This is a genomic window from Roseateles terrae (genome assembly GCF_014192155.1).
GTDB lineage: Bacteria > Pseudomonadota > Gammaproteobacteria > Burkholderiales > Burkholderiaceae_C > Roseateles > Roseateles terrae.
On the sequence record NZ_JACHXO010000003.1, the window covers coordinates 387,598 to 411,081 of the forward strand.

Annotated in this window: 21 protein-coding genes and 1 riboswitch; of the genes, 5 read left to right on the top strand and 16 right to left on the bottom strand. The window is 69.0% G+C overall.

Features of this window, described 5'->3' with window-relative positions; genetic code table 11:
• Positions 1–4: 4 nt before the first annotated feature.
• A riboswitch (yybP-ykoY riboswitch) is annotated at positions 5–230 on the bottom strand.
• Both FHS28_RS10960 and FHS28_RS10965 read right to left on the bottom strand, forming a co-directional pair.
• Complete coding sequence (locus tag FHS28_RS10960; RefSeq protein WP_088452728.1) at positions 210–1,649, bottom strand: M16 family metallopeptidase; 1,440 nt, start codon at positions 1,647–1,649, stop codon at positions 210–212. Its footprint overlaps the riboswitch before it by 21 nt.
• On the bottom strand, positions 1,646–2,932 hold the full coding sequence (locus FHS28_RS10965) for a M16 family metallopeptidase (RefSeq protein WP_088452726.1): 1,287 nt from the start codon (positions 2,930–2,932) through the stop codon (positions 1,646–1,648). The genes FHS28_RS10960 and FHS28_RS10965 overlap by 4 nt, the downstream gene beginning before the upstream one ends.
• 120 nt (positions 2,933–3,052) lie before the next feature.
• Here FHS28_RS10965 and FHS28_RS10970 point away from each other — a divergent pair, with 120 nt between their 5' ends.
• Positions 3,053–3,436, top strand: coding sequence for a VOC family protein (locus FHS28_RS10970; RefSeq protein ID WP_088452724.1), 384 nt, complete (start codon positions 3,053–3,055; stop codon positions 3,434–3,436).
• Here FHS28_RS10970 and FHS28_RS10975 read toward each other — a convergent pair whose 3' ends face one another.
• Positions 3,437–4,741 carry an NAD(P)/FAD-dependent oxidoreductase gene (locus FHS28_RS10975; protein ID WP_246409905.1) on the bottom strand — a complete coding sequence of 435 codons (1,305 nt, stop codon included), beginning with the start codon at positions 4,739–4,741 and terminating at the stop codon, positions 3,437–3,439.
• Positions 4,742–4,802: 61 nt separating this feature from the next.
• Between FHS28_RS10975 and FHS28_RS10980 the strand changes: the two genes are divergently transcribed.
• The gene (locus FHS28_RS10980; RefSeq protein ID WP_088452722.1) at positions 4,803–5,495 is read left to right on the top strand and encodes a helix-turn-helix transcriptional regulator; all 693 of its coding nucleotides are present in this window, start codon (positions 4,803–4,805) and stop codon (positions 5,493–5,495) included.
• Positions 5,496–5,599: 104 nt separating this feature from the next.
• On the opposite strand, the gene FHS28_RS10985 is transcribed toward FHS28_RS10980, so the two are convergent.
• Together FHS28_RS10985 and FHS28_RS10990 are read right to left on the bottom strand one after the other, a co-directional pair.
• Entirely contained in the window at positions 5,600–6,688 is a 1,089-nt protein-coding gene (locus FHS28_RS10985) for an acyltransferase family protein (protein ID WP_088452720.1), read from the bottom strand.
• Between the two features lie 161 nt (positions 6,689–6,849).
• On the bottom strand, positions 6,850–7,434 hold the full coding sequence (locus FHS28_RS10990) for an SRPBCC family protein (RefSeq protein ID WP_184294577.1): 585 nt from the start codon (positions 7,432–7,434) through the stop codon (positions 6,850–6,852).
• A 72-nt stretch (positions 7,435–7,506) separates the two neighbouring features.
• Here FHS28_RS10990 and FHS28_RS10995 point away from each other — a divergent pair, with 72 nt between their 5' ends.
• On the top strand, positions 7,507–8,514 hold the full coding sequence (locus FHS28_RS10995; protein ID WP_088452716.1) for an XdhC family protein: 1,008 nt from the start codon (positions 7,507–7,509) through the stop codon (positions 8,512–8,514).
• A 27-nt stretch (positions 8,515–8,541) separates the two neighbouring features.
• On the opposite strand, the gene FHS28_RS11000 is transcribed toward FHS28_RS10995, so the two are convergent.
• On the bottom strand, positions 8,542–9,195 hold the full coding sequence (locus FHS28_RS11000; protein WP_184294579.1) for a DUF6515 family protein: 654 nt from the start codon (positions 9,193–9,195) through the stop codon (positions 8,542–8,544).
• A 308-nt stretch (positions 9,196–9,503) separates the two neighbouring features.
• Here FHS28_RS11000 and FHS28_RS11005 point away from each other — a divergent pair, with 308 nt between their 5' ends.
• The gene (locus tag FHS28_RS11005; protein ID WP_088452712.1) at positions 9,504–10,151 is read left to right on the top strand and encodes a glutathione S-transferase family protein; all 648 of its coding nucleotides are present in this window, start codon (positions 9,504–9,506) and stop codon (positions 10,149–10,151) included.
• Between the two features lie 16 nt (positions 10,152–10,167).
• Here the strand turns inward: FHS28_RS11005 and FHS28_RS11010 are convergent, their stop codons facing one another.
• From FHS28_RS11010 to FHS28_RS11040, 7 genes are all read right to left on the bottom strand, one after another.
• The gene (locus FHS28_RS11010) at positions 10,168–12,582 is read right to left on the bottom strand and encodes a penicillin acylase family protein (RefSeq protein WP_088452710.1); all 2,415 of its coding nucleotides are present in this window, start codon (positions 12,580–12,582) and stop codon (positions 10,168–10,170) included.
• A complete protein-coding gene (locus FHS28_RS11015) occupies positions 12,579–13,193 on the bottom strand; it encodes a response regulator (RefSeq protein WP_088452708.1) in 615 nt (204 codons plus the stop codon). The genes FHS28_RS11010 and FHS28_RS11015 overlap by 4 nt, the downstream gene beginning before the upstream one ends.
• A gap of 194 nt (positions 13,194–13,387) precedes the next feature.
• On the bottom strand, positions 13,388–14,938 hold the full coding sequence (locus FHS28_RS11020; RefSeq protein WP_088452706.1) for an ABC transporter substrate-binding protein: 1,551 nt from the start codon (positions 14,936–14,938) through the stop codon (positions 13,388–13,390).
• 8 nt (positions 14,939–14,946) lie between these two features.
• Positions 14,947–15,786, bottom strand: coding sequence for an ABC transporter ATP-binding protein (locus tag FHS28_RS11025; RefSeq protein ID WP_088453131.1), 840 nt, complete (start codon positions 15,784–15,786; stop codon positions 14,947–14,949).
• A complete protein-coding gene (locus tag FHS28_RS11030) occupies positions 15,783–16,745 on the bottom strand; it encodes an ABC transporter ATP-binding protein (protein WP_088452704.1) in 963 nt (320 codons plus the stop codon). The genes FHS28_RS11025 and FHS28_RS11030 overlap by 4 nt, the downstream gene beginning before the upstream one ends.
• Positions 16,742–17,623, bottom strand: coding sequence for an ABC transporter permease (locus tag FHS28_RS11035; RefSeq protein ID WP_088452702.1), 882 nt, complete (start codon positions 17,621–17,623; stop codon positions 16,742–16,744). The genes FHS28_RS11030 and FHS28_RS11035 overlap by 4 nt, the downstream gene beginning before the upstream one ends.
• Complete coding sequence (locus FHS28_RS11040) at positions 17,620–18,612, bottom strand: ABC transporter permease (RefSeq protein WP_246409911.1); 993 nt, start codon at positions 18,610–18,612, stop codon at positions 17,620–17,622. Before FHS28_RS11040 ends, FHS28_RS11035 begins: the two co-directional genes overlap by 4 nt.
• Before the next feature lie 133 nt (positions 18,613–18,745).
• Here FHS28_RS11040 and yjjJ point away from each other — a divergent pair, with 133 nt between their 5' ends.
• Entirely contained in the window at positions 18,746–20,143 is a 1,398-nt protein-coding gene (gene yjjJ / locus FHS28_RS11045; RefSeq protein ID WP_088452699.1) for a type II toxin-antitoxin system HipA family toxin YjjJ, read from the top strand.
• Here yjjJ and FHS28_RS11050 read toward each other — a convergent pair.
• From FHS28_RS11050 to FHS28_RS11060, 3 genes are all read right to left on the bottom strand, one after another.
• Entirely contained in the window at positions 20,129–21,472 is a 1,344-nt protein-coding gene (locus tag FHS28_RS11050; RefSeq protein ID WP_088452697.1) for an MATE family efflux transporter, read from the bottom strand. The two genes, yjjJ and FHS28_RS11050, sit on opposite strands and share 15 nt — an antisense overlap.
• A gap of 337 nt (positions 21,473–21,809) precedes the next feature.
• Positions 21,810–22,055, bottom strand: coding sequence for a hypothetical protein (locus FHS28_RS11055; RefSeq protein WP_184294581.1), 246 nt, complete (start codon positions 22,053–22,055; stop codon positions 21,810–21,812).
• 234 nt (positions 22,056–22,289) lie between these two features.
• The gene (locus tag FHS28_RS11060) at positions 22,290–23,417 is read right to left on the bottom strand and encodes a phospholipase A (RefSeq protein ID WP_184294583.1); all 1,128 of its coding nucleotides are present in this window, start codon (positions 23,415–23,417) and stop codon (positions 22,290–22,292) included.
• Between the last annotated feature and the right edge of the window lie 67 nt (positions 23,418–23,484).

Consider the following 23,484-nt stretch of genomic DNA (forward strand, 5'->3'; position numbering starts at 1 on the left):
ACTCAGCGGCCGAGAGAACCCAATGACCATGCCCACCCCCGGCCGCAACCCGGGGGGCATGGTCAAAGGTCTCGCCAGGCTGGGAACCGGGAGGTTCCTGGCTACCGCACGCCATGAGCCCGAAAGCTCAAGTCTGTTGACGCGGGTCTGCTGAATGGGCCTCTGTCCGGCGCACAGGGACGTGCGGACGCAGAGGCGGGGTGCAGCGGCTACTCCCCAATGACAGCCGACATTCTAACCACAGCCAGTCCCGGCCATGCCCGCTGCAGGGGCTCGGGCCCGCCGGCCTCGCCCACCAGCAACGCCTGCGTGCGGGATTCACGCCAGCTGCTGCCCAGCAGCAGCTGCAGCACCGGGGCGCTGACGGCCTTGAGCCGCTGCGGCCATTGCAGTACGTCGTCCAGGTCGCCCTGACCGATGGCCTCGGCCAGCAACTCGTCGGGCGCGGACTGCAACCGGGACTGCCACTCGCCCAGCGCCAGCGCCTGCGCCATGGCGAGGTCTTCCGGCGTGACCGGGGCGTCGGCCAACCTGGGCAGCAGCTCTCGGGCCTGCGCCAGCAGGTCGGGGACGGCTTCGGGCGGCAAGGTCAGCGACAGGCGCCAGCACACCGGACCGCCAGGCGCTTCGATGTCGTTGCGCCAGGGCCAGGGCATGGCTTCCAGCAATCGTTGCTGGAACAGATGACGGGCCAGTTCGCGCAAGGCCGGTGGTGTGCTGCGAGGCACCGAGGTCTGCAGCACGACGCGGCAGGCCTGCGCTCGAGGCAGGGGAATCAGGCGGGCCAGGCCGGAGGGCGGCGCGGCCGCCGCGACGCCTTGATCCGCCACGCGCGCAGTCAGGACCGCGGGCGGGCTCTTGGGCGCTCGCCAGTCGTCATAGAGGTCTTGGGACAGCTGACGGGCAGTGTCCAGGGTCAGGTCGCCGCACAACAGCAGCTGCGTGCGGTCGGGCTGCCAGTAGAGCCGATGGAAGGCCTGCACCTCATCCCGCCGCAGCCGCTTGAGCGACGCCGCCGTGGGCAGCGGATAGGCCGATCCCCAGAACAGCCGGCGACCGGCCCAGGGCGCCAGTTGCTCCGCATCCGCGCGACGCAGCAGCAGGGCATCCTGGGCGCGGCCACGGACATGCTCCAGGGCCTCGAAGGTCAGGGTGGGCGCGCCCACCAGATCGGCCAGCAGGCTGACCGCATCGTCACACTGGTCCGGCAGCGCTTCCAGGGCCAACGCGGCCGTGGTGGGCGAGAGATCCAGGCGCAGCGGCCGGCCCAGCAGGTCGGCGGCGTAGGCGATGTCGGCGGAGTCCATCGCCTCCTTGCCGCGGCTGGCCCCTTGCGCCAGCATCGTCAGGGCCACTTCCGCCAGCCCTTCGCGGCCGGCCGGATCCTTGAGCCAGCCGCCAGCGCCCATCAGCCGGAGGGAGGTGCGGACCGCCCCGGGGCGTTGCAGCACCATCAGGCGCAGGCCATTGGGCAAACGCGCCTGCTGCAGGGTCAGCGACGGCACGGCAGGCGCCGGGGGCGCCTCCGGCGGTGTCTCGAATCCCCCGGAGGTGCCCGCGGGCGCCGAGGCCTGCGGTCGGGCCTGCAGCACCGACCAGGCGCTGGCCAGGCCCGCGCCCAGCATCACATCACGTCGTTTCACCGTCATACCACCACCCCGGAAGCCGGCGCCGTTGCTGGCCCGGCCACATCGGCCAGCACGGTCAGCACCGGCGTGCGGACGATCTGGCTGCGCCACAGCTGCTGCACATCCCGCGCTTCCAGGCGGGTCCAGGCCGCGGCGTCCCGGCTCGGCGCCTGCAGGTCGCCCCGCACCGCCCAGGCGGTGCCCAGGCTGCGGGCCATCGTGTCGGCGGTCCATTCGGTGGCCTGCCAGTCGCGCTTGAGCAGGGCCTTGGCCTTGTCCAGTTCTTCGTCGCTCACCGGCTCATCGGCCAGACGCACCACTTCGTTCTGCAGGGCCTGCGCCAGCGGCGCGGCGGTCTGGCCATGCGCGGCCAGCCCCTGCGCCACAAGCAGACCCGCCTGCTGATGCTGGGTCAGCCGCAGGCTCAGGTGGTGGGCGACCGCCAGTTCGTCCACCAGCGTATCGGTGAGGCGGCCGGAGCGGCCCTGCGCCAGCAGCGCATGGGCCACCTGCCAGATGGGGGTGGTGGCGTCATCGGCGCGGGGCGCCTGCCAAACGAGCGCGGCAGCAGGCAGCGGCGCCTGCGGCAGCGAGATCTTCACCGTCTGGCTTTGCGGGCGACGAGGTTCCCGGACCTCCCGCAGCTCCAGCGGCGCGGCCATCGGCGCGCGCACCGAGCCGAAGTGATGCATCACCCAGCGCGACAACGCCACCTCATCGAAGGAGCCGGTGACGATCAGCAATGCGCGGTCACAGCGGAAGGCGCTGGCGTGGAAGGCACGCACCGCCTCGATGTCCAGGTCTTTGAGTTGGTCCGGGTCGCCCAGCGCGCCGCGCTGATAGGGGTGATTCAGATAGCCGTTGCGGAGGAGGGCCGGGTCCAGCCGCCCGTAGGGACGGATCAGCGGTTGACGCACCGCCTGCTGCACCTGGGCGCGGGCCCGGTCCAGAGGGTCCGGCTCCAGTCGCGGATTGCTCATGCGCTCCGCTTCCGCCCAGAGGATGCGTTCCAGGTGATGTGCGGGCACGACCGTCTGCAGCGCGGCGAAGTCCTCATCCACCTCCAGATGGGTGCTGCCGCCGGCCTGGGCCACCATGCGGTGGAACTGGCCCGGTTCGAGATACCGGCTGGCGCCGGCCACCAGGCGCAGCGTCAGATGGGTGAGGCCGGAGCGGCCGGTCGGATCGTCCTTGGCGCCGACGCGATAGACCACCCGGACGGCGACCTGCGGCCCCGGCGCGGAGCGTGCGACCCACAGCAGCCCGTTGGGCAGGCGCTGGGGCTCGAGTGGAATACTGGACATCCGCACAGCATAGCTGCCAAAGCGTTGTCAGCATCTGGCTGTCATGATCCGCGCCACGGGTGCGCCCCACAGCCCGGGGACATGGGGGCGTAGGGGACACCGCCACACCAGGGAGAGACCATGAAATTTGCCTACACCATCATCTACACGGCGGACGTTGCAGCGTCGCTCGACTTCTTTGAACGTGCGTTCGGCTTGCCGCGGCGGTTTCTGCATGAGTCCGGCACCTATGGGGAAGTCGAGACCGGGGCCACCGCGCTGTCCTTTGCCCAGCACGAGATCGCCCGCGCCAATCTGGGCCAGGACTACCGCAGCGCGTCGGATGGCGCGCCGCTGGGGATGGAGATCGGCCTCACCACCGAGGACGTCCCCGCCGCCTACGAGAAGGCGGTGAAGGCCGGCGCATTGGGTCTGGCCGCGCCGGTCACCAAGCCCTGGGGCCAGGTCGTGTCCTATGTGCGCTGCCCCGACGGCACGCTGGTGGAGCTGTGCTCGCCGATGTGATCACGCTTCGTCCGGATCGCCCTGATGCTGCGGCTCCACCACGATCCGCGCATGACGCTGGAAGGTGAAGTACGCCCACGCCCAGTCGGCGAAGACGCGCAGCCGGTTGCGAAAGCCGATCAGGAAATAGACGTGCACAAACAGCCAGAACAGCCAGGCTGAAAAGCCGCTGAACTGGATGCTGCCCAGGTCCGCCACCGCCGCCTTGCGGCCGATGGTGGCGAGTGCGCCGTAGTCCCGGTAGCGGAATGCCGGCTCGGAGCGGCCATTCATCCGCGCCAGGATCTGCCGCGCTGCATGCCGGCCCGCCTGTTTGGCGCCCGGGCTCACACCTGGCACCGGCTTGCGGCTACCGTCCTTTTCCACACTGTGCGCGGCGGCCATGTCGCCCACCACATAGACCTCGGGATGGCCGGGAATGTTCATGTGCTCATCCACGATCACCCGTCCGGCCCGATCCAGCGGCACATCCAGCGTACGCGCCAGCGGCGACGCGGCCACGCCGGCGGCCCAGACCTTGGTGTGGGAGGCAATGCGTTCACGCTGACCGTCCGGCCTCTGCAGCTCCACCCCGGTCTCATCGATGCCGACCACCCGGCTGTTCACCAGCACCGTGACACCCAGCCGCTCCAGCTGCGCCTGCGCCTGGGCAGACTGCGCCGGCTTGAAGGCGGCAAGCACGCGGTCGGAGCCCTCCACCAGCAGCACCTTCGCGCGGCTGGGATCGATGCGCCGGAATTCGTCCTTGAGGGTGTGGCGGGCAATCTCGGCCAGCGTGCCGGCCATCTCCACGCCGGTCGGGCCGCCACCGATCACAACGAAGGTGAGCCAGCCGTCCCGCGCCGCCGGCTGGTCGGCCAGCGTCTCGGCTTTTTCGAAGGCGCTCAGCAGCCGTGCGCGCAGCTTGAAAGCATCTGCCAGGGTCTTGAGTCCCGGCGCATAGGTCTGCCATTGATCGTTGCCGAAGTAGCTGTGCGTCGCGCCGGCAGCCACGATGAGGTGGTCATAGGTGAGGGTCTGCCCGTCGTCCAGGTGCACCTGCCGCTGGGTCTTGTCGATGGCGCTGACCTCGGCCATCAGCACCGTCAGGTTGCGCTGGTGCCGCCGCATGTGCCGGATCGGCGAGGCGATCGACGGGGCCGACAGTCCGGCGGTCGCCACCTGGTAGAGCAGCGGCTGGAACAGATGATGGTTGCTGCGGTCGATGAGGGTCACCCGCACCGGCGCGCCCTCCAGCACCTTGGTGGCTTCCAGGCCACCGAAGCCGCACCCAACGATCACGACATGAGGCAATTCGGCATTCATGCCACAGATAGTAATGGGATGACGACCTTCCTCTGTCAACCCATTCGCTGACAATGCCGCTATGCGCCGCGCCGACCGCCTGTTTCAGATCGTCCAACTCATCCGCGGACGCCGACTGACCACCGCTGAATTCCTGGCCCAACGTCTGGAGGTGTCCATCCGTACCGTCTACCGGGACGTGGCCGCCTTGCAGCAGCAAGGGGTGCCGATCGACGGGGAAGCGGGCGTGGGTTACCGGATGAGGGTCGGGTTTGAACTGCCGCCGCTGATGTTCAGTGCGGAGGAAGCGCAGTCCTTGGTGGCCGCGGTGCGACTGGCCCAGCCGCAGCTCGATGCGGTGCTGGAGCAGCGGGCCGAAGAAGCGCTGAGCAAGATCCTGGCGGTGCTGCCCGGCACGGCCCGCGCGGCGGCGGAAAGCCTGACGGTGTATGCGCTGCAGCGAGGACTGGATGAGGCCACGCGGGCGCGGCTGACGCAGTTGCGCCAGGCGACGGAGTCGCGCAACAAGCTGCGGCTGTCGTATCTGGATCTGAATGAGCAGACGACGCAGCGCGTGGTGCGGCCGCTGGCCTGCTTCTTCTGGGGACCGGTGTGGACCTTCTCCGCCTGGTGTGAACTGCGGGAGGATTTCCGCAGCTTCCGGGTCGACCGGGTGCAGGCGCTGGAGGTGCTGGAAGAGCGCTTCCGCGATGAACCCGGCAAGACGCTGGCGGATCTGCAGCGGCTGGATAACGCGCGGGAAGACTGGGCATGAGCGGGGCATGAGTGGGGCCTGAAGCGCTCAGGCGCTCAGGCGCTCAGGTGGTCAGGCGCCCAGGGGGTCACGCGGTCAACGACCCGCCGACCCCGATGCAGATCTCAGCGCGCGGTGACGCCGCCTCGAGGCAGCGTGGCCGCCCGAGGACGCCAGCGCAGCAGCGGTGCTTCCACCCAGTGATAGAACGGCAGCGCCGCGATATTGCTCAAGCCCCAGGCGGCCAGCAGCGCCAGCGGTGCGAGTGCGTCCAGCATCGGAGCGGGACTCTCGGCACGGTGCTCGTACAGCGCGTTGACGAGCAGGCAGATCGGGAAGTGGATCAGGAACAGCGCGTAGGCATGGCGCGCGAAGCCTTGCACCCGGTCCTGCAGCCAGGCCGGCCCTTGACCGCGCCGCCACAGTGCGACGACCACGGCGGTCAGGCCCGCGACCACCAGGCGCTCGCGGAATTGCAGCATCAGGGAGGACACCATCAGCGCCGCCATGCCCGCCAGCGCAGCGCGCCGCCAGGGCTGCGGCCACGACTGGCACCAGAACAGCAGGGCGCCCAGGCCATAGGCACCGAAGAAGTAGATCGCATAGGCATCCAGCGACGCCATGCGGTTGAACTGCAGCAGCGACGCCGCACACAGGGCACCCACGAGGACCGGCAGCACCCACTGACGGGTGGCACGGCGCAGCGGCAGGCGGCGCAGGCTCCACATCACCAGCAGCAACAGGGCAAACAGCTGGAAGTCGATGGCCACATACCAGGCGCCGACGGTGAGCGCATCCACACCCAGCAGGTCATGCACCAGCAGCGCATGGGCCAGCAGCTGGAAGGCCTCCACCTGGGCCGGCACCAGCTCCGGCAGCAGCGGCTCCACCAGCCAGGAGGCCAGCAGCGTCAGCACGACGGCGGCCATGAACGGCGGCACGAGGCGCCAGTAGCGCTGGGCCAGCAGCGCGGGTGCGGCGTGATGCAGATGGGGTTCCTGCGCCGACAGCGCGCGGGCGCTCAGGTAGCCGCCCAGCACGAGGAACACCTGCACGGCCATGCGGCCGTAGTCGTAGAGCCAGCCCGTCAGCAGCGGAAAAAGGCTGTGCATTGCTTCGGCGATCGGGCCGTAGACGGACAGATGGTGCAAGACGATCAGCTGCGCTGCGACGGCCCGGAGGGCGTCCAACGGAAAAAGACGGGCGGCGGCCATGGCAAAGAACGATCAGGAAAAACGGCGGCCACCGCAGGGTGGCCGTCAGATGGGGCGTGATTCTAAAGGGGGTGGGGGGAAACACCCGCTCCGGCTGACGCAGTTCGCCCACGCCAAGCCGACGGGCGGTACGGCCCGGTCGGCAAACGGCGAGCCCATGATTACTTGGCGGGTGGGTCGCGACGCGGTTTGGGCTTGGGCGCCGGATACAGCGTGCCGTTGAAGATGCCCGCAAACCAGCCCAGGTACCAGTCGAGCAGACGCTGCGGCCACGGCTTGCGCACCGGGGGCATGGGCACCGGCAGATGGCTGGCGTGACGCGCCCGGATCACCGCCTCCAGCGACTGAAGCTGTTTTTTCAGCGCGGTGATGCTGCGCAGCTTCAGTCCGCCGGGTTGCTGCTCGGTCTGCAGCACGACTGACCAATGGAGCAGCGTGCGCTCATCGCCCAGCAGTTCGAGACGGCACTGCACTTGCCCTTGCACCGCGCCGGTGGTGTCACCCTGGCCTTCGAAGCTGAAGCGCAGGCGGCTGGGCCGCTCGACGTCCCGCAGCTGCACCTGACCTTCAAAGCCGGGCAGCGTCAGGCGATAGCTGGCGCCATCGGGCTGCGCGGTCAGCGACGCCTGCGGGCCGTGAAAGGTCGCCAGGGCCTCGGCGAGCAGCGGCAGGTCGTGCAGCGACGACCAGGCGGTGGCGCGGGGCACCGGCACAGTCAGGTCGTCGTGAAGGGTCAGGGTGGGCATGGGCGGATTGTCGCCGCTGGTCATCCCGATGGGTTTCAAGCGGTACGCCGCGTTATTGGATATGTTCCGGATATGGACAACATGGATTTGCAAGTGCTGCGCCAGGTGCAGCAATGGCTGGATGCGGATCAGCGGGTGGTGCTGGGCACGATCACGCGGACCTGGGGCTCGGCGCCACGGCCGGTCGGTGCGGTGGTGGCGGTGCGCCAGGACGGGACGATTGCCGGCTCGGTCTCGGGCGGTTGCATTGAGGACGACCTGATTGCACGGATCCGGGAAGGTGCGCTGCGGCTGGAGCGGCCGGAGCTGGTCCGCTATGGCGTGGGGGCGGAAGCGGCGCAGCGCTTCGGGCTGCCGTGTGGCGGCACGCTGGAGCTGATGCTGGAGCCGCTCGGCCCGCAGTCCGCGCTGCATGCGCTGCTGGAGCGGCTGGGGCGCGGCGAGCGGGTCGTGCGCCGACTGGATCTGGCCACGGGTGCGGTGACCCTGTCAGCGCCCGGCGAGCAGGGCGGTGACAGCGCCGACCGGCTGGTGCTGACCGACGAGGCGCTGGTGACGCATCATGGGCCGCAATGGCGGCTGTTGATCATTGGCGCCGGGCAACTGAGCGACTATCTGGCGCGCATGGCCCTGGCGCTGGACTACCAGGTGAAGGTCTGCGATCCGCGGGATGACTACCCGTGGACGCTGGCGGGGGTGCCGCTGACGCGCGACATGCCGGACGATGTGGTGTTGGCGCTGAAGCCGGATGGGCACACGGCGGTGGTCGCGCTGACGCATGACCCGAAGCTGGATGACTTGGCGCTGATGGAAGCCCTGCGCAGCCCGGCGTTTTATGTGGGCGCGATCGGCTCCCGTGTGAATCAGGCCAAACGCCGCGCGCGGCTGAAGGAGCACTTTGACCTCGACGACGCTGCACTGGCCCGTCTGCACGGCCCGGTGGGCCTGCACATCGGCGCCCGCACGCCGCCGGAGATCGCGCTCTCCATCCTGGCGCACATGACTGCGGAGCGCTACGGCGTGCAGATCAGCGCCACGCCGACGGCGCCTGCCGGCATCGACGCCGGCTGCAGCCTCTGATCGTGGTCAAGCGCGCAGCGGCGCGCTTCACTTCATCGAGTAGCCACGGCCATCCATGCAGGCCTCGACGGCGCGATTGAAGATGTTGGCGTCATTCATCGCCGCCGGCTGCGTCGTCGCCCACCGGTTGCATTCCTGCCGGTCCGCTTCCGTCTGCTGCGCGCTCTGCCCATTGCGCGGATAGATGATCGGATCGGGCCTTGGCGGCGGCGTCATCGCCACCTGCGCCTGCGGCACCACCTCCGCCCCCGGGGGCGGCGCCACCACCACATACCCGGCCGGTGCCGCGCTGTAGTAGATGCCATTGGCGTAGTAATACGGCAGCCCCCCGATGCGCAGCGTCACATACGCTGACGGCAGCACCGGCACCACCAGTCCCACCGGCGGCACGATCACCCGGTAACGCGGCCCCCAGGGCTCATACCAGACCCCACCGCCATACCAGTAGCGCCCGCCGACATAAGCGGCGCCCGGCGGCAGCCCATGCGCCACATAGCCCGGTGCGGGGTAGTAGTGGTCATGGTGATAGCGGGAATCGAAGTTCAGCCCGATGCTCACACTGGTCCGGGGCCCGCCGCCGCCGTGGCCATGCCAGCGGTCCTGCGCCGCTGCCAGGCCTGAGGCCAGGACCAGGGCGACGGGAATCAGCCAGCGGAGGGCCTCACCGGAACGCGAAAGCACGCGCGGGTCGGAGCGAGAACGCGAGCCCGATTCGAAGCCCGGTTCGAAGCCCGATTGGGAGCCCGAATGGGAGATCGAGCGGGAGCTGCTTGAAAAACTGCGCATGATGGAGATGCCAGATCGGCCCAACAAGTTCAGGTGAATATTCAACGCCAGCCGGGGGTGCCGCGTCTACGGGGCGCCGTATCCGCGCGGTAAAGATCCATTGCTCGCCGAAGCGGGAAGCCTGCGCCCGCTGCCCCGGGATGCGCTCTCGGTCAATGCGATGATGCACCTCCCGCCCCCGCGGCGCCCCAACGTGCCTGCCCATGATCGAACTGCACTACTTCCCCAGCAATGCCAGCATGGCGCCCCACATCCTGCTGCAGGAACTGGGGGTGGATTTCCAACTGCGTCTGGTGGACCGCAACCGCAATGAGCACAAGTCGCCCGAGTTCCTGAAACTCAACCCCAACGGCCTGCTGCCGGTGTTGTGCGACGGCGACCTGGTGCTGCACGAGACCGCCGCCATCCTGCTGCATCTGGCCGACACCCATCCGGACGTCAGCCTGGTGCCGCCGCTGGGTTCCAAGGAGCGCGCACTCACCTACAAGTGGCTGATGTGGCTGACCAATACGCTGCAGCCGGCCTTGATCGCCTACTACTACCCCGAACGCTGGGTGGCCGAGGGCAACACCGCCGGCGCCGCCGAGGTGAAAGCAGCCGCCGAAGCCCGCATCGGCGGGCAGCTGGACCTGCTGGCCGCTGAATTCGAACGCCACGGCGGCCCCTGGCTGCTGGGTGAGCGCTACAGCCTGCTGGATCCGTTGGTCTTCATGCTGTGTCGCTGGACGCGCGGCTTTGCCCACCCGGCCCGAGCCCGCCCGGTGCTGGGGGCCTATCTGGACCGGATGGCCCAGCGACCTGCGGTCGTGCGGGCGCTGGAAACCGAGGCGCTGCCCAAGCCCTGGTACTGATCGAGGGCTCGCCCGCTCAGGGCTTGAGCACCAGACGACCTTCGCTGTGCGCCGCCACATCGGCCGGCGCCGTCCATTCACGGCGGTACTGGCCATTGGCCAGCAACTCCGCCTGATCGGCGTAGTGCGGATCCGGCCAGACACCGCTCTGACCGACCGGATTCACTCCCAGCGCTTCCTGCGGCCGGGCGAAGTCGATCAACCGGCGGGTCGAGGGCCCATAGACCACGGACCACGGCGCATCGCCACCCCGCTGGGCGAAGTTGTTGGGCACCTCATGGCCGCCGGGCACCTGCATCGGGCCGACGTTGAAGATCAGGTCCAGCGGTTTTTGACGGCCCAGCGGATGCTCATGCGTCAGCGTGTGGACCGCCCCCCAGCGCCAGGACTCCGGCTGCGGTCCCATCGTTTGACGCAGATGCGCCAGCGCCGCCTTCCAGGCCTGGCGGACGATGTCCGCCTGCGTTTCCTTCTGCGGCGTGGCGCGGTTGTCCCACCAGGGGGACGTGGCGTCCTGCACCAGGCGCGGCAGCGCATGGTCCAGGGCGCGTGTGCGGCGCAGGTTGTCGAACTGGACGTCACCCAGTTCGTCCTTCATCGTGGCCTTGAGCAGCTCCTGCATGAACTGCGCAAAGAGCACCGGGGCCAGACCGTCAGTCCGGTAGGCGCCATTCCATCGGGCCAGCGCCTCCACCAGCGGCTGCTCTTCGCCGGAGGCGGCCGCGCGCAGCAGCGGAATCAGGGGCCGCAACACCTTGGGACCGTAATCGGTCTGCACATCCAGCTGCAGGGCCTGGCTGTTGGCCAGGTCCCATCGCTTGCCCTGGCTCAGCAGTCCGTCCAGGCGACGGCCCCGCTCTTCCAGGTTGTAGTAACCCGGCACCGGCCGCACGGCGTCCGGCTGGAAATTCGCCGACACGATGTAGCCCCGCGCCGGATTCTCCTCATGCGGGTTGTCCTCGAACGGATAGAAGCCGAGCTTGTCGGCTTCGTTGGTGGCGCCGTCCAGGATGAACGTGGGATTCACGCCGTCCGGGCGGATCGGCAGCTTGCCGGCGGCCCACCAGGCGATGTCGCCGGTCGCATTGGCCCACACCACGTTCAGGCCCGGCGCATGGATCATCGACGCCGCCTGGCGGGCCTGATCCAGCGTATCCGCACGGTTGAGCCGGTAGAAGGCGTCCAGCACCGGATTCTCGGTTTCGAGGAAGGCCCACCACATGGCGATGGGCCGGCTGCCCTTGTCGCCGGGCAGCGCGTCGTTGACGATCGGGCCGTGCGGTGATCGGCGCAGCGTGATCATCTGGTCGGGCTGGCCCTTGACCTTCAGGATCTCCTGGCGGGACGTCATCGCCACCCATCGACCACCCACCCAGACCTCGTTCGGATTGGCCGGATTGACCTTCTCCGCGACGAAGTCGACGTCGTCGTTCTGGAACATGGTGAGCGTCCAGCCGAAGCGCTGGTTGTGTCCCAGCAGCGCCATCGGCGTCAGCGCCAGATGGTGGCCATACAGCTCGTATTGCGGCGTCTTGAGATGCGCTTCCCACCAGACGGCAGGCGCTGAATATGCGATGTGTGGATCCCCGGCCAGCAGCGGCTTGCCGCTGGCGGTGCGGCTGCCGGCCACCACCCAGCCGTTGCTGCCTTCAAACTGCGGCAGGCCGGCGAGCGAGGCGGCGCGGTCGCTCAGGGCCGCCAGGCGGGTCATGGTGCCGGTCCAGTCGCCGGGGCCGCCGCGGCGGGCCACCGGCGGCTCGGCCAGCAGCGCGCCGCCGGTTTTCCAGTCCAGATCGAAGATGCGCAGGTAGTCCGGACCGAGCTGGTCGCGGATGGTCGTCATCGCGGGTTCGGTGCGGAAGGCGGCAGCAAAACTGTAGGCCAGATAACCGGCCACGCTCAGCGTGTCCGCGACGGTGAACGGGCGCTTGGGGATGCCCAGCACCTCAAATTCCAGTGGCGCCGGCCGGCTGGCCTGGTACTGGTTGATGCCGTCCAGATAGGCCTGCAGGGCGCGCATCGCGCCGGGCTGGGCCAGGACGGCCGGAGTGACCTGCGCCGCCATGCGGTCCGCCCGTTCCCGGATGCCCAGGGCGCGGAACAGCCGGTCCGTCTCAATCAGCTTGGGGCCCAGCACCTCGGCCAGTTCCCCACGCGAGAGGCGGCGCAGCATCTCCATCTGGAACAACCGGTCCTGCGCATGCAGGTAGCCCAGCGCCCGGTACAGATCGTCCTCGTTCCCCGCCTCGATGTGCGGCACGCCCCAGTTGTCGTACTGAACCTGGACCGTGGCCTTGAGGCCGGGCAGTTGCAGTTCTCCGTCACGGACCGGCTGCTTGCGCTGCAGGTGCCAGGTGGCGCCGGCCGCGAACAGGGCCGACAGCACCGTCACCGACACCGCGCCACGGCGCAGCCAGGTCCCAACGGTCATGCCTGGACCCGCCTCATGGTCGAGAGGGTGTCCACGCGCTTGAGCAGCTCACGGTCATTCCAGGGTTTGTGGAACATGCCGTACAGGCCCTGGATCTGGTGCAGACGTGCATGCAGTTCCTCATGGCCGGTGATGGCGATGATGGGCAGGTCTTCCGTCTCCAGCGAGCCCTGCACCGACTTGATCAGCTCGAAGCCGTCCATGTTGGGCATCTCGAGATCGGTCAGCAGCACGCCGAAGCGGGTCTTGCTCATCAGCTCCAGCGCTTCGGTGCCATCCTTGGCGGTCTGCGCTTCATAACCGGCATCGCTGAACAGCTTCAGCAGCTTCGCGCGCACCACGGCGGAATCGTCCACCAGCAGCAGCGGCAGGCGCTCGGACGGGTCGGTCGAGACCGGGACGGCCGCGGGCCGCGCCGGCGCGGCGCCACGGGGCGATGCCACCGGGCTGTGAAAACCGTCCGGATGCGGACGCGCCGGCGGCGGGGGCACCCCCAGGTCACGATGGTCACCCCGGCGGACGGTAATGATCCAGATCAGCACGGCCAGCGGCACCGCAATCAGCAGGGGCAACAGGAACGGCTGCAGGTACTCGGGCAATTCAAACGGCATGCGGCTCTCCACTCCGAACCCGGCAGGCTAGCACCCGCCAGGGACGCCACTGTAGGGGAAAAGCCCGCTGGGCCGATGGTCGGCATCCGGCAGCCGATAAGCTGATCACGGCACCCTCATTCATGGGGGCTCCCGCTGTGGTTCGGCCGCATCGGACTGCATCCATCTGCAACGTTCAATTCGCAGTGTGAAAGTCACCAGCTCAGCCGGGACAGGTCATTGGCGAACAACGGCGATCGTTGCCAGACGCCCTTGAGCGGCGCCTTGGCCACGGTGATCCATTGCGGCTGATAGAGAAATCCGGCGACCGCGTCCTGCGCGACCATCCGCTGAGCCTCGCCGAACAGGCGCAGCCGCTCGGCCGGGTCGGCGCTGGACTGCATGCGCTGGTAGAGGGCATTGAACTGGGCGTTCTGATAACCCCAGTAATAGCCCGGTCGGGCCAGGTTGCCGAAGTCGTAGGGCTCGACGTGGGAGATCACCGTCAGGTCGTAGGCCTTGTTGGTGTAGACGCCGGACAGCCACTGGGCCCACTCGATCTGCTCGATGCGAACGTTCAGGCCGATCTGGGCGAGCTGCGCCACGATCAATTCGCCGGCCTGACGGGCGTAGGGCACCGGCGGCAGCTTGAGCGTCAGCGATTGGCCGACCGCGCGGGCCTCTTCCAGCAGTTTGCGGGCCGCAGCCGGGTTGTAGGCGTTGATGCCGGTGCAATCGACATAACCCGGGGTGTCCGGTGTCACATAGCTGCCGATGGGCACGCCGAAGCCGTCCGCACTGGCCTGGATGATGGCCTTGCGGTCCAGCGCCATGACGATGGCACGGCGGACCCGCACATCCTTCAGCGGCGTGCGCAGGTGGTTCATCGCCAGGATGGTCTTGGCGCGTGAGGAGGAGGTGATCACCTGGAAGCGCTGCGGCTGCGCCTTGAACTGGGACAGGGCGCGGGCAGCGGCCACCCGGGGGAACAGGTCCACATCCCCAGCCAGCAGCGCGGCGACCTGGGCGGCGGGCTCGCCGATGAAGCGGAACACCACCCGGGGCACCCGGATGGCCGCGGCATCACGGTACGCCGGCCAGGCAGTCAGACTGAGGCTGGCGCCGCGCTGCCAGCGTTCCAGCTGATAGGGGCCGGTGCCCACCGGTGTCTGGGCGTTGCCGGCCGCGCTGCGCGGTTCAACGATCACGGCGGTCGACTGCGCCAGCAGGGCCGGCAGATCCGGCTCGGGCTGACGCAGGCTGAGCACCACCGTCAACGGGTCCGGCGTCTGGATGTTGGCGATGTTCGCAAACACCCGGCGGTCCTTGTTGAGGCCGTGGTCCGCCGCCGCCCGTTCAAAGCTGAAGCGCACGGCCGCCGCGTTGAACGGCTCGCCGTTCTGGAAGCGGACGTTGGGTCGCAGCTGGAAGGTCCAGGTGCGCTGATCCGGGCTGGCGGTCCAGGCAGTGGCCAGCAGCGGTGTGGCGCTGCCGTCGTCCGCCACCTTGGTCAGCGGCTCCAGGATGTTGTAGAGCACGACTTCCGCGATGGCGGAGGCGGCGCCGGTGGTTGGGTCGAGGCTGTTGGGCTCCAGGGTCATGCCGAGCACCACCGCTCGGGCAGCGGCAGCGCCCGCCGCGGGCGCCTGGCCCTTGGCGGTGCCTGGCGTCTGGGCCTCGGCCAGGGAGGCAGCGCCCAGCAGCAGCGGGCTCATGGCACCGCCCGCCATGCCGGCAGCGCCCAGGGTGAATCGACGACGGTCCATGAGGCGCATCATGCCAAAGCGGCCAACAGGGCCTGGGTATAGGCGTGCCGGGGATCGCCCAGCACTGCGCGGGTGGGGCCCTGCTCCACGACCTCGCCATGCCGCAGCACCAGGGCGTGGTCGCACAGCACCTCCACGGCCGGCAGGTCATGGCTGACCATCACCAGGCTGATGCCCTCCCGGCGCTGCAGGTCACGCAGCAGCACGAGGATCTGCGCCTGCACCGACACGTCGAGTGCCGACAGCGGTTCATCCGCGACGATCAGTGCTGGACGCGTCGCCAAGGCCCGGGCGATGGCCAGGCGCTGACGTTGTCCGCCGGAGAACTGATGAGGAAAGCGCTCGGCGGCATCGGGCTCCAGCTGGACGGCGGCGAGCACTTCATGCAGGCGCTGCTGGCGCTCATCGGCGGTCATCCGCAGCAAATGCAGCGGCTCGGTGATGCTGCGCCCCACCCGCCAGCGCGGATCCAGCGAACTGTAGGGATCCTGGAACACCATCTGGACGCGGGCGCGACGGGCACGGAGCACGGCGGCAGGCAAGGCGTTCACGTCATCGCCGGACCAGCGGACGTGCCCCTGGCTGGGACGCTCCAGGGCCATCAGGAGGCGGGCGAGTGTGCTTTTGCCGGCGCCCGATTCACCGATGATGCCGAGGGATTCGCCGGCGGCGAGGCGGAAGCTGACGCGGCGCAGCACGTCACGTCCGGCATAGCGTTGGGCGACGTCGTCGGCTTCCAGTAGCGGCGTGGCGCCAGCGGCATGCGGCTCAGCTGGCTCCTGCAGGCCTGGGTGTCGGTGGGGCTGCGGCTGCGGCGAGCCTGTGGACCATGCGCGGCCCTGCGTCATGGCGCCACCTCCCAGCACGCCAGGTGCCCCGTCCACGGCGGCGCTTCCTGTGCGCAGCGGGCCTGCGCCAGCGGGCATCGCGGATGGAACGGACATCCCGGGCCGATCTGCGATAGCGACGGCACACCCCCTGGCAGGACCTGCAGCGGCTGGTCCCGCCCGGCGCCCAGCCGTGGACGCGCGGCCCACAAGGCCTGGGTGTAAGGATGCCTCGGATGGGCGAGCACGTCAGCCGCCCTGCCCTGCTCCATCAGCCGGCCGCCATACATCACCGCCAGCCGCTGGACGCGGCGCGCGGTGAGCGCCAGGTCGTGCGAAATCAGCAGCAGCGCCATGCCGCGCTCCGTCACCAGCGACTGCAACAGGTCGAGGATCTGCAGCCGCAGGACGGCATCCAGCGCGGTGGTCGGCTCGTCGGCGATCAGCAGCTCCGGCTCGGCGGCCAGCGCCATGGCAATCAGCGCACGCTGTCGTTGACCGCCGGAGAGTTCGTGGGGATAGGCCCGAGCGTGCGTCGCATCCAGGCCCACGCGGGCGAGTTGGGCGAGGGCATGCGCCCGTGCGGTGGCGCGGTCCGGCGCGAGTCGATGCAGAAGGATCGGCTCCATCACCTGCGCCAGGATGCGCTGCAGCGGATTGAGCGCAGTCAGCGGCTCCTGGAACACCATTGCCACACGGCGCCCGCGCCAGTGGCCCCAGGCGTCTTCGTCCAAGGCCAGCAGGGATTGACCCGAGAGCGTGACGTCCCCATCGACATGCGCACCTGGCGGCAACAAGCCCATCAGCGTCAGTGCGGTGAGCGTCTTGCCACTGCCGGATTCACCGATCAGTGCGAGGCTTTCGCCGCGGTCGAGGGTGAGGTCGACGTGGCGCAGCGCTTGCAGCCGCGTGCCCCTGGGGCCGGGCAACGAGACGGAGAGGTCGTGGATGCGGAGCAGGCGTTGCAGAGGTTCGCTCATCGCGGCATGCCTTTCGGATCCAGCCTGTCGCGCAGCCCGTCGCCCAGCAGATTCAGCCCCAGCACCGCCAGGGTGATGGCGACGCCGGGGGCGATCGCCAATTGCGGCGCCTCGAACATCAGCGTCTGCGCTTCCGCCAGCAGCCGCCCCCAGCTCGCCATCGGCGGCTGGGCGCCCAGACCGAGGTAGGACAGCCCCGCCTCGGCCAGCACCGCGAGCGCGAACTGCGTCGTGCACTGCACCAGCAGCAAGGGCGTCAGCTGCGGCAGCACATGGGATTGCGTGATGCGCCACGGCCCCAGTCCGGCCACCCGCGCCGCCTGCACAAAGTCCCGCGACCACCAGCTCTTGGCGCTGCCATTGACCAGTCGCGCAAAACTCGGCATTGCATGCAGCCCGATGGCCACCATCGCGATCACCAGGCCCGGCCCCAACGCCGCCGCCAGCACGATGGCCAGCAGCAGGGCCGGAAACGCGAACCCGAGATCGCACGCCCGCAGGATCACCGCCTCCACCCAGCCCCGGCAGGCGGCTGCCACCAGACCCAGCAGCGTGCCGCCGACCAGGCCCAGCCCGACCGCCAGCAGTCCCACCAGCCAGACGCTTTGCGCGCCCACCATCAGCCGGCTGAGCTGATCACGCCCCAGCTGATCGCAGCCCAGCCAGTGGGCGCTGCTGGGTCCGGCCAGGCGCTGGCTCATGTCGATGGCGTCGGGCGGATACGGCGTCCACACGAGCGACAGCAAGGCGACGGCGAGCATCAACGCCGTCAGCGACAGCCCCACGAACAGCCGGACGGATCCTCCCGTGGAAGGACGAAGGGTGGCACGCAGCGTCGGACCGACCGACAGGACCCGGGACGATGGCGAGCGGTTCATGATGCGGTGCGCGTACGCAGGCGCGGGTCGATCCAGCCATGCAGCAGGTCCACGACCAGATTCAGCACGAGGACGGTGGCCGTCAGCAGCATGACGCCATTGCGCACCACCACCAGGTCGCGGTTGGCAATCGCCTTGGCCAGCAACTGACCGAGGCCCGGCAGGGTGAAGACGTTTTCAATGACGATGGCACCGGCCAGCAGGTTGGTGAACTGGAGTCCGCCCAGGGTGAGCAGCGGGATGGCCGCATGGCGCAGCCCGTGCCGCCACAAGGCGGCCCGGCGGCTCAGGCCCTTGGCGCGTGCGCTGCGCATGAAATCTTCCTGGGCCACGTCCAGCAGGGCGGATCGGGCGATGCGCGCGAGGATCGCGGCCTGCACCAGCGCCAGTGACACCGCGGGCAGCAGCAGCGCCTTCAAGCCGGGCACGACGCCGCCGCCCAGCCCGCTGTGCCAGCCGGGGAACCCGCCGGCCGCCAGCCATTGCCACTTCACTGCGAAGAGCAGCACCAGCAGCATGCCCAGCCAGAAGCTGGGGACTGCCAGTCCCAACTGGGTCACGGCCATCACCAGCTGGTCGCCCCAGCGCCCATGCTGGCTGGCGGCCCACCAGCCGGCGGCCAGGGCCAGCACCACCGTGAGCGTCATGGCCAGCGCGGCCAGCGGCAGCGTGACGGCCAGGCGTTCGAGGAGCAGGTCGGCGACGGGTGTGCCGTCGTAGGCGGAGGACATGCCCATGTCGCCGCGGGCGAGGCCGGTGAGCCATTGCCCATAACGGACCCATCGCGGTTGATCCAGCCCCATCTGGCGCTCCAGCGCGAGCACGGCTTCCGGTGACGCGTCAGGACCGAGGGTCAATTGCGCCGCATTGCCGGGCAACCAGTCCAGCGCCACAAAGATCAGCGCGGAAGCGGCCAGCAGTGTGGTCAGGAGCAGGGCCAGGCGCTTGGAGAGATACACCATGCGGGGCGGATCATAGGGGGTGAACATCCCGGCCGTGGGGGCGTCCATGGCGCCGCCGTGCAAGGAGGGTCAGAATCGTTTCACGAATCGTTTCATGCAGCCTGCAAAAGCCTGTCATTTATGTTTTAATTCAATGGCTTAGAGATAACGGGATCGTTTCATGGATATTCTCAGCGTGCTTCGGCAGTCCGGCCCTCTCCAGGCCGGAGCCCTGGCCACGTCGCTGGGGATCAGCCGGGCCACGTTGAGCCGACAAGTCAAGCAGGCAGGGCAAGGACTCATCGCCCTTGGCCAAGCGCGTCGAACCGCCTATGCGGCCAGACGCCCGGTCCGGGGGAACGCGCTGCCGCTGAGCCTGTTCAGTGTGGATTCAGTGGGGCGGCTGGCCGAGGTCGGGCAACTCTCACCCGTCTATCCGGACGGCACTGCGCTGGCACTGTCGGGCCCCTTCGAATGGCCCCTGGACGGTGCCATGGCCGACGGATGGTTTGAGGGCCTGCCGTATTTCATGCAGGACCTGCGACCCCAAGGCTTCCTGGGCCGACACTTTGCACGGCGATACGCTGCCGTGCTGCAGGTGAGCGAAGATCCGAACACATGGTCCGATGACGATGCACTGCATGTGATGGCAGTGCTCGGCGACGACCTGCCCGGCAACCTGCTGCTGGGCGAAGCCTCCTGCCGCCGCTGGCTCGACCATGTGCAACAGGTCACTTCAGGTCGCCGGGAGGCGGGGATCACCGACGAGCGTGTGCTCGAGGCCTATCCGGCGTTGGCGGCAGAGGCTCTATCCACCGGCATCGTCGGTTCTTCGGCCGGCGGCGAGTTCCCCAAGTTCACCGCCTTGCGCCAGTCTGCCGACGGCCGGATGCAGCATGTGCTGGTCAAGTTCTCCGGCGCCGATGACGCTCCCGGCACCTTGCGCTGGTCGGATCTGCTGATCTGCGAGCATCTGGCGGCGCAGGTGGTGGCCGGACGACTCGGTCTGGCCGCCGCCCAGTCGCGCATCCTGCAGGCCGGCGGTCGCACCTTTTTGGAAGTCGATCGCTTCGACCGCCATGGCGCCCTCGGGCGCTCGCCTGTGGTGTCCTGGTTCGCCATCAACGCGTCCGTCCTCGGTCAGCTGGGCAAGCCCTGGCCCGAGGCCCTCACCACCTTGCTGCCGACAAAATGGTTCACCGCGGAGACGGTGGCGCAGGTGCGGCGGCTGTGGTGGTTCGGCCGCTTGATCGGCAACACCGACATGCATGACGGCAACCTGTCGTTCGTGCCGACCGACACCCCCACGGACGCGCCTGCGCCGCTGGCCCTGGCGCCCGTCTACGACATGCTGCCGATGGCCTACGCGCCGGTGCGGGGCGTCGAGCTGCCGCCCGGGACCTTCCAGCCCCAGCTGCCGTTGCCCGCCGATGCCCCCGCCTGGAGTGACGCGGCAGAGGCCGCCAGCGCGTTCTGGGACCTCGCTGCTCAGGACCCCCGCATCAGCGCCGACTTCCGCCGCCTCTGCGGTGAGAACCTCGAGCGGCTGCGCGCGCTGCAGTCTTCAATGCGCATGTGAGCGCTGCAGCCGGCGGTGCACCGCCCGCGCCTTCGGCACCCACCCCAGCCGGGCCCAGCGGCGCCACATCAGCAGGCCGCGAATCCACTCATCCGCCGCATAGGCGATCCAGATGCCGACGAGGCCCAGCCCCATCACTTCGCCCAGCAGCCAGCTGCCGCCCGCCAGCACCACCAGCATCGAGCCCGCGCCGACCATCACCGGATAACGCGCATCACCCGCCGCCCGCAGCGCATTGATCACCACCAGATTGAAGGTGCGGCCCGGCTCCAGGATGATGGTCAGCGCCATCAGCACCACGGCCGTCTGGACGATGGACGTGTCCTGGGTGAACAGGTGCAGCAGCCAGGGCGACGCGAGCGCCATGACGCCGGCCACCGCCACGCTGATCGCCAGCCCGCGTGCCAGCGCCCGTCGCACCAGGCGGTGGGCTTCATGCAGCTGGCCGGCGCCGATCAGATGGCCCACGACGATTTCTGCGGCGAATCCCGTCGCCAGACCCGGCAGCAGCACAAAGTACATCAGCTGCGAGGCGTAGCTGTGCGCCGCCAGCGCGGAGGCTCCAAGGCGCCCCGCGACCGCGATGCTCACCATGTAGGCCAGTCGATAGGCAATGTTCTCCGCCGCCCCGGGCAACCCGATGTGCAGCACCGCAGCCAGTTCCTTGCGCGGCAGGCGCCACCAATCCGGCCAGGACGACCGCAGCGACAGCCGCTCCCGCCACAGCCAGCGATGCAGCTGCAGCCCCAGCGCCCGGCTGATCAGCAGCGCCACCGCAAAGCCGGACAGGCCGACGCGCGGCATCAGCACCACGGAAAGTGTCAGCTGCACCACCTGCATCACGATCAGCACGACCAGCGTGTCCCGGCTGCGCAGGTGCGCCCGCATGACACTGGCCATCGACGCATTCCAGGCATCGAACATCATGGCCGGGGCCAGCGCCATCAGGAAGGGCTGAGCCAGCGGCAGCACCGACGGCGGCGCGTTCATCAGCTGCAGCAGCGGTCCGGCAAACACCAGCGCCATCAGCGCGGTGGAGCCGCCGAGCCAGGAACTGGCGCCCAGGGCTGCCCGGGCAGTGGCATCGGCCACCTGCCGGCTGCCGCTGCCCAGCGCCTGGGTGATCACCACACTGATGCCGGCCCCGATGATGCGGAACAGGATGAACAGCGTGGCGGCGACCTGATTGGCCAGCGCAAAAGCGGCGCCGGCGGCATCCGACACGCGTGCGGCCAGCATGGTGCCGACCAGGCCGACGGCGATGTTCAGGCAAAGCTCCAGGAACAGGGGCCAGGCCAGGGAGAACAGGCGCGGGGACGAGGACGACATGAGGCAACAGCAGCTGGACGGACACAACGACGGCAGCGGCCATCAGCCGTTCGTCTACGCGCGCTGATTGTGGCGCCCGAGGTGCGGGCACGGTGCATCGTCCGGGTTACCAATCGCGGGCAGGTGTGGCGAGAGTGGCACTCTGGCCGGTTTCGGCGGAGATCAGGCCGTGGCGTTGCAGGGAGGCGTTGTAGCGACGCTGCAGTGCGGGCGACGGGCGACGGGCGACGGGCGACGAGCACGGCGCGGCGCGGCGATCCGGCGGACGTCCCGGGCGATTGCCGCGCTGACCGCGTCGGCCGTGCGAAGGAGGCGCACGCGCATGCGCAAGCTTCAGCTAGGCAGGCGTGTCCCGCCCCGGCACCGGGGGCGGCTCGCCGCGGATGAAGGCCGCGCGCTCATCCTCCGTGGCCGCCCTCAGCTCGATCAGCTCCGCCCGGTTCCCATACAGCTCATCGAGCTCTTCCTGAATCAGCCCATGCGGCGGCGCCACGACCCGCAGGGCGCGTATCCAGCGGCAAGGGCGACCGTCCAGGCGGTAGTCCACCACCCAGAGCACGCACCCATCCAGTACATGAGCCATCGAGCCAGCCTAGCCCGAGCCGCCGCGAAGCGCCATTGGGAGGAGCCTGCGGAGACCCCGGGTTTCATGCATTCCGGCACACGCAACAGCATGTAACCAGAATAAATGCGCAGCGGCTGGCGACCTTCATGTCCTCGTCAACGGGCTGTCACCCGGGTCGGGCCGCTGGCCGGTCAGGGCGACACACCGTCCGTGCGCAGCCAAACCGAACAGGGCGTCGCGGCCCTGCCCCGCTTACTTCCACTCGACGACCGAAATGCCCAGTCCGAGCCGGGTTTCGCGGAAGTTGTAGTCGATCAGGCTTTCCCCGTAACCACTGAACAGCTGGGCATAGCCATGCAGCCCGCCGGTGATCGGGAAGGCCCACTCGAACTGCGCCGACCCGCGCGACCGGTCACCGCCCCTCAGCGAGTGGCGCAGTTGCAGCGCAAACACATGGCGGTTCCACTTCTGGGTGATCAGCGCTTCGCCGCGGCCGATGTAGTCCTGAATGTTCGGGTTGTCGTCTCCGGCGGCAGATTCCTTGATCCGCATCCAGGGCCGCAGCGCCACGGTGGTGTCATTGCGCTCCAGGCTCAATTCCCCGATCACCCGGTTCCAGCTGCGCGACAGCGGCTGCGCCCGGCCGTTGGACTGGTGGTTCAGGCTGACGCTGGCCATCCGGGCAGTCCAGCCGAAAGGCAGCGCCACGCCCATGCCGTGGGTCAGGATGATTTCGGGCTCGTAGTTGGTCTCACGGAAGGGTCGGGAGATCTTGCCGTTGTAGACCTGCCAGCGGGACGACTGGGTGTAGCCGCCCCAGACCGCGAGCGTGCCGTGGTCGTTCAGGCTCCAGAGCTTGGACTTCAGGCTGACCTGGAACTTGGCTTCGTTCTTGTCCAGGTTCAGCGCCTCCACCACGCTGTTGTCCGGCGATGCGGAGTTGCGTGGGGCCTGGTTGGCGCGAGAGGTCCAGGACACCGGCAGCAAATAGACCGGCTTGTAAGGACGCGGGATGAAGGCCGGCAACTGGTCGCTGCAGGACAGTTCCCAGCGCTCGGCCAGGGTAGAGCCGAGATAGTCGCGGGCGCTGCCGGGCGAGCCGGCGGGTTTGGCGCAGGGATCGCGGGTGTCGTTGGCCGCAGGCAGGTTGCTCGTGGCCGCCGGGACCACGGCGATGTCGTTGGTGGCCACGCCGCCAAGGGTCGGCGGCGCGGTGACCGGCTCGGGCAGGCGGCGTCCGTGGGCACGGTCATAACAGGCCAACCGGTCGCGAGCATCCGGGATGCGGGTGCAGGCGTCGGCGGACAGGGGCGGATCGGCGGCGGTGGCTGGGTCGGCGGTGGCGGTCACCGGCGCATCAGCACCGGCGGCAGGCGTCACGCCTTGCGCCAGACATGGCCCCATCCCGACCGTACCGATCAGGCCTCCCATTGCAATCACGGCGCCA

Excerpts from the sequence above, each read along its gene's own strand:
- FHS28_RS10960 (WP_088452728.1), bottom strand. The coding sequence starts at position 1,649 with ATGACGGTGAAACGACGTGATGTGATGCTGGGCGCGGGCCTGGCCAGC.
- FHS28_RS10965 (WP_088452726.1), bottom strand. The coding sequence starts at position 2,932 with ATGTCCAGTATTCCACTCGAGCCCCAGCGCCTGCCCAACGGGCTGCTG.
- FHS28_RS10970 (WP_088452724.1), top strand. The coding sequence starts at position 3,053 with ATGAAATTTGCCTACACCATCATCTACACGGCGGACGTTGCAGCGTCG.
- FHS28_RS10975 (WP_246409905.1), bottom strand. The coding sequence starts at position 4,741 with ATGAATGCCGAATTGCCTCATGTCGTGATCGTTGGGTGCGGCTTCGGT.
- FHS28_RS10980 (WP_088452722.1), top strand. The coding sequence starts at position 4,803 with ATGCGCCGCGCCGACCGCCTGTTTCAGATCGTCCAACTCATCCGCGGA.
- FHS28_RS10985 (WP_088452720.1), bottom strand. The coding sequence starts at position 6,688 with ATGGCCGCCGCCCGTCTTTTTCCGTTGGACGCCCTCCGGGCCGTCGCA.
- FHS28_RS10990 (WP_184294577.1), bottom strand. The coding sequence starts at position 7,434 with ATGCCCACCCTGACCCTTCACGACGACCTGACTGTGCCGGTGCCCCGC.
- FHS28_RS10995 (WP_088452716.1), top strand. The coding sequence starts at position 7,507 with ATGGACAACATGGATTTGCAAGTGCTGCGCCAGGTGCAGCAATGGCTG.
- FHS28_RS11005 (WP_088452712.1), top strand. The coding sequence starts at position 9,504 with ATGATCGAACTGCACTACTTCCCCAGCAATGCCAGCATGGCGCCCCAC.
- FHS28_RS11010 (WP_088452710.1), bottom strand. The coding sequence starts at position 12,582 with ATGACCGTTGGGACCTGGCTGCGCCGTGGCGCGGTGTCGGTGACGGTG.
- FHS28_RS11015 (WP_088452708.1), bottom strand. The coding sequence starts at position 13,193 with ATGCCGTTTGAATTGCCCGAGTACCTGCAGCCGTTCCTGTTGCCCCTG.
- FHS28_RS11020 (WP_088452706.1), bottom strand. The coding sequence starts at position 14,938 with ATGGACCGTCGTCGATTCACCCTGGGCGCTGCCGGCATGGCGGGCGGT.
- FHS28_RS11025 (WP_088453131.1), bottom strand. The coding sequence starts at position 15,786 with ATGACGCAGGGCCGCGCATGGTCCACAGGCTCGCCGCAGCCGCAGCCC.
- FHS28_RS11030 (WP_088452704.1), bottom strand. The coding sequence starts at position 16,745 with ATGAGCGAACCTCTGCAACGCCTGCTCCGCATCCACGACCTCTCCGTC.
- FHS28_RS11035 (WP_088452702.1), bottom strand. The coding sequence starts at position 17,623 with ATGAACCGCTCGCCATCGTCCCGGGTCCTGTCGGTCGGTCCGACGCTG.
- FHS28_RS11040 (WP_246409911.1), bottom strand. The coding sequence starts at position 18,612 with ATGTTCACCCCCTATGATCCGCCCCGCATGGTGTATCTCTCCAAGCGC.
- yjjJ (WP_088452699.1), top strand. The coding sequence starts at position 18,746 with ATGGATATTCTCAGCGTGCTTCGGCAGTCCGGCCCTCTCCAGGCCGGA.
- FHS28_RS11050 (WP_088452697.1), bottom strand. The coding sequence starts at position 21,472 with ATGTCGTCCTCGTCCCCGCGCCTGTTCTCCCTGGCCTGGCCCCTGTTC.
- FHS28_RS11055 (WP_184294581.1), bottom strand. The coding sequence starts at position 22,055 with ATGGCTCATGTACTGGATGGGTGCGTGCTCTGGGTGGTGGACTACCGC.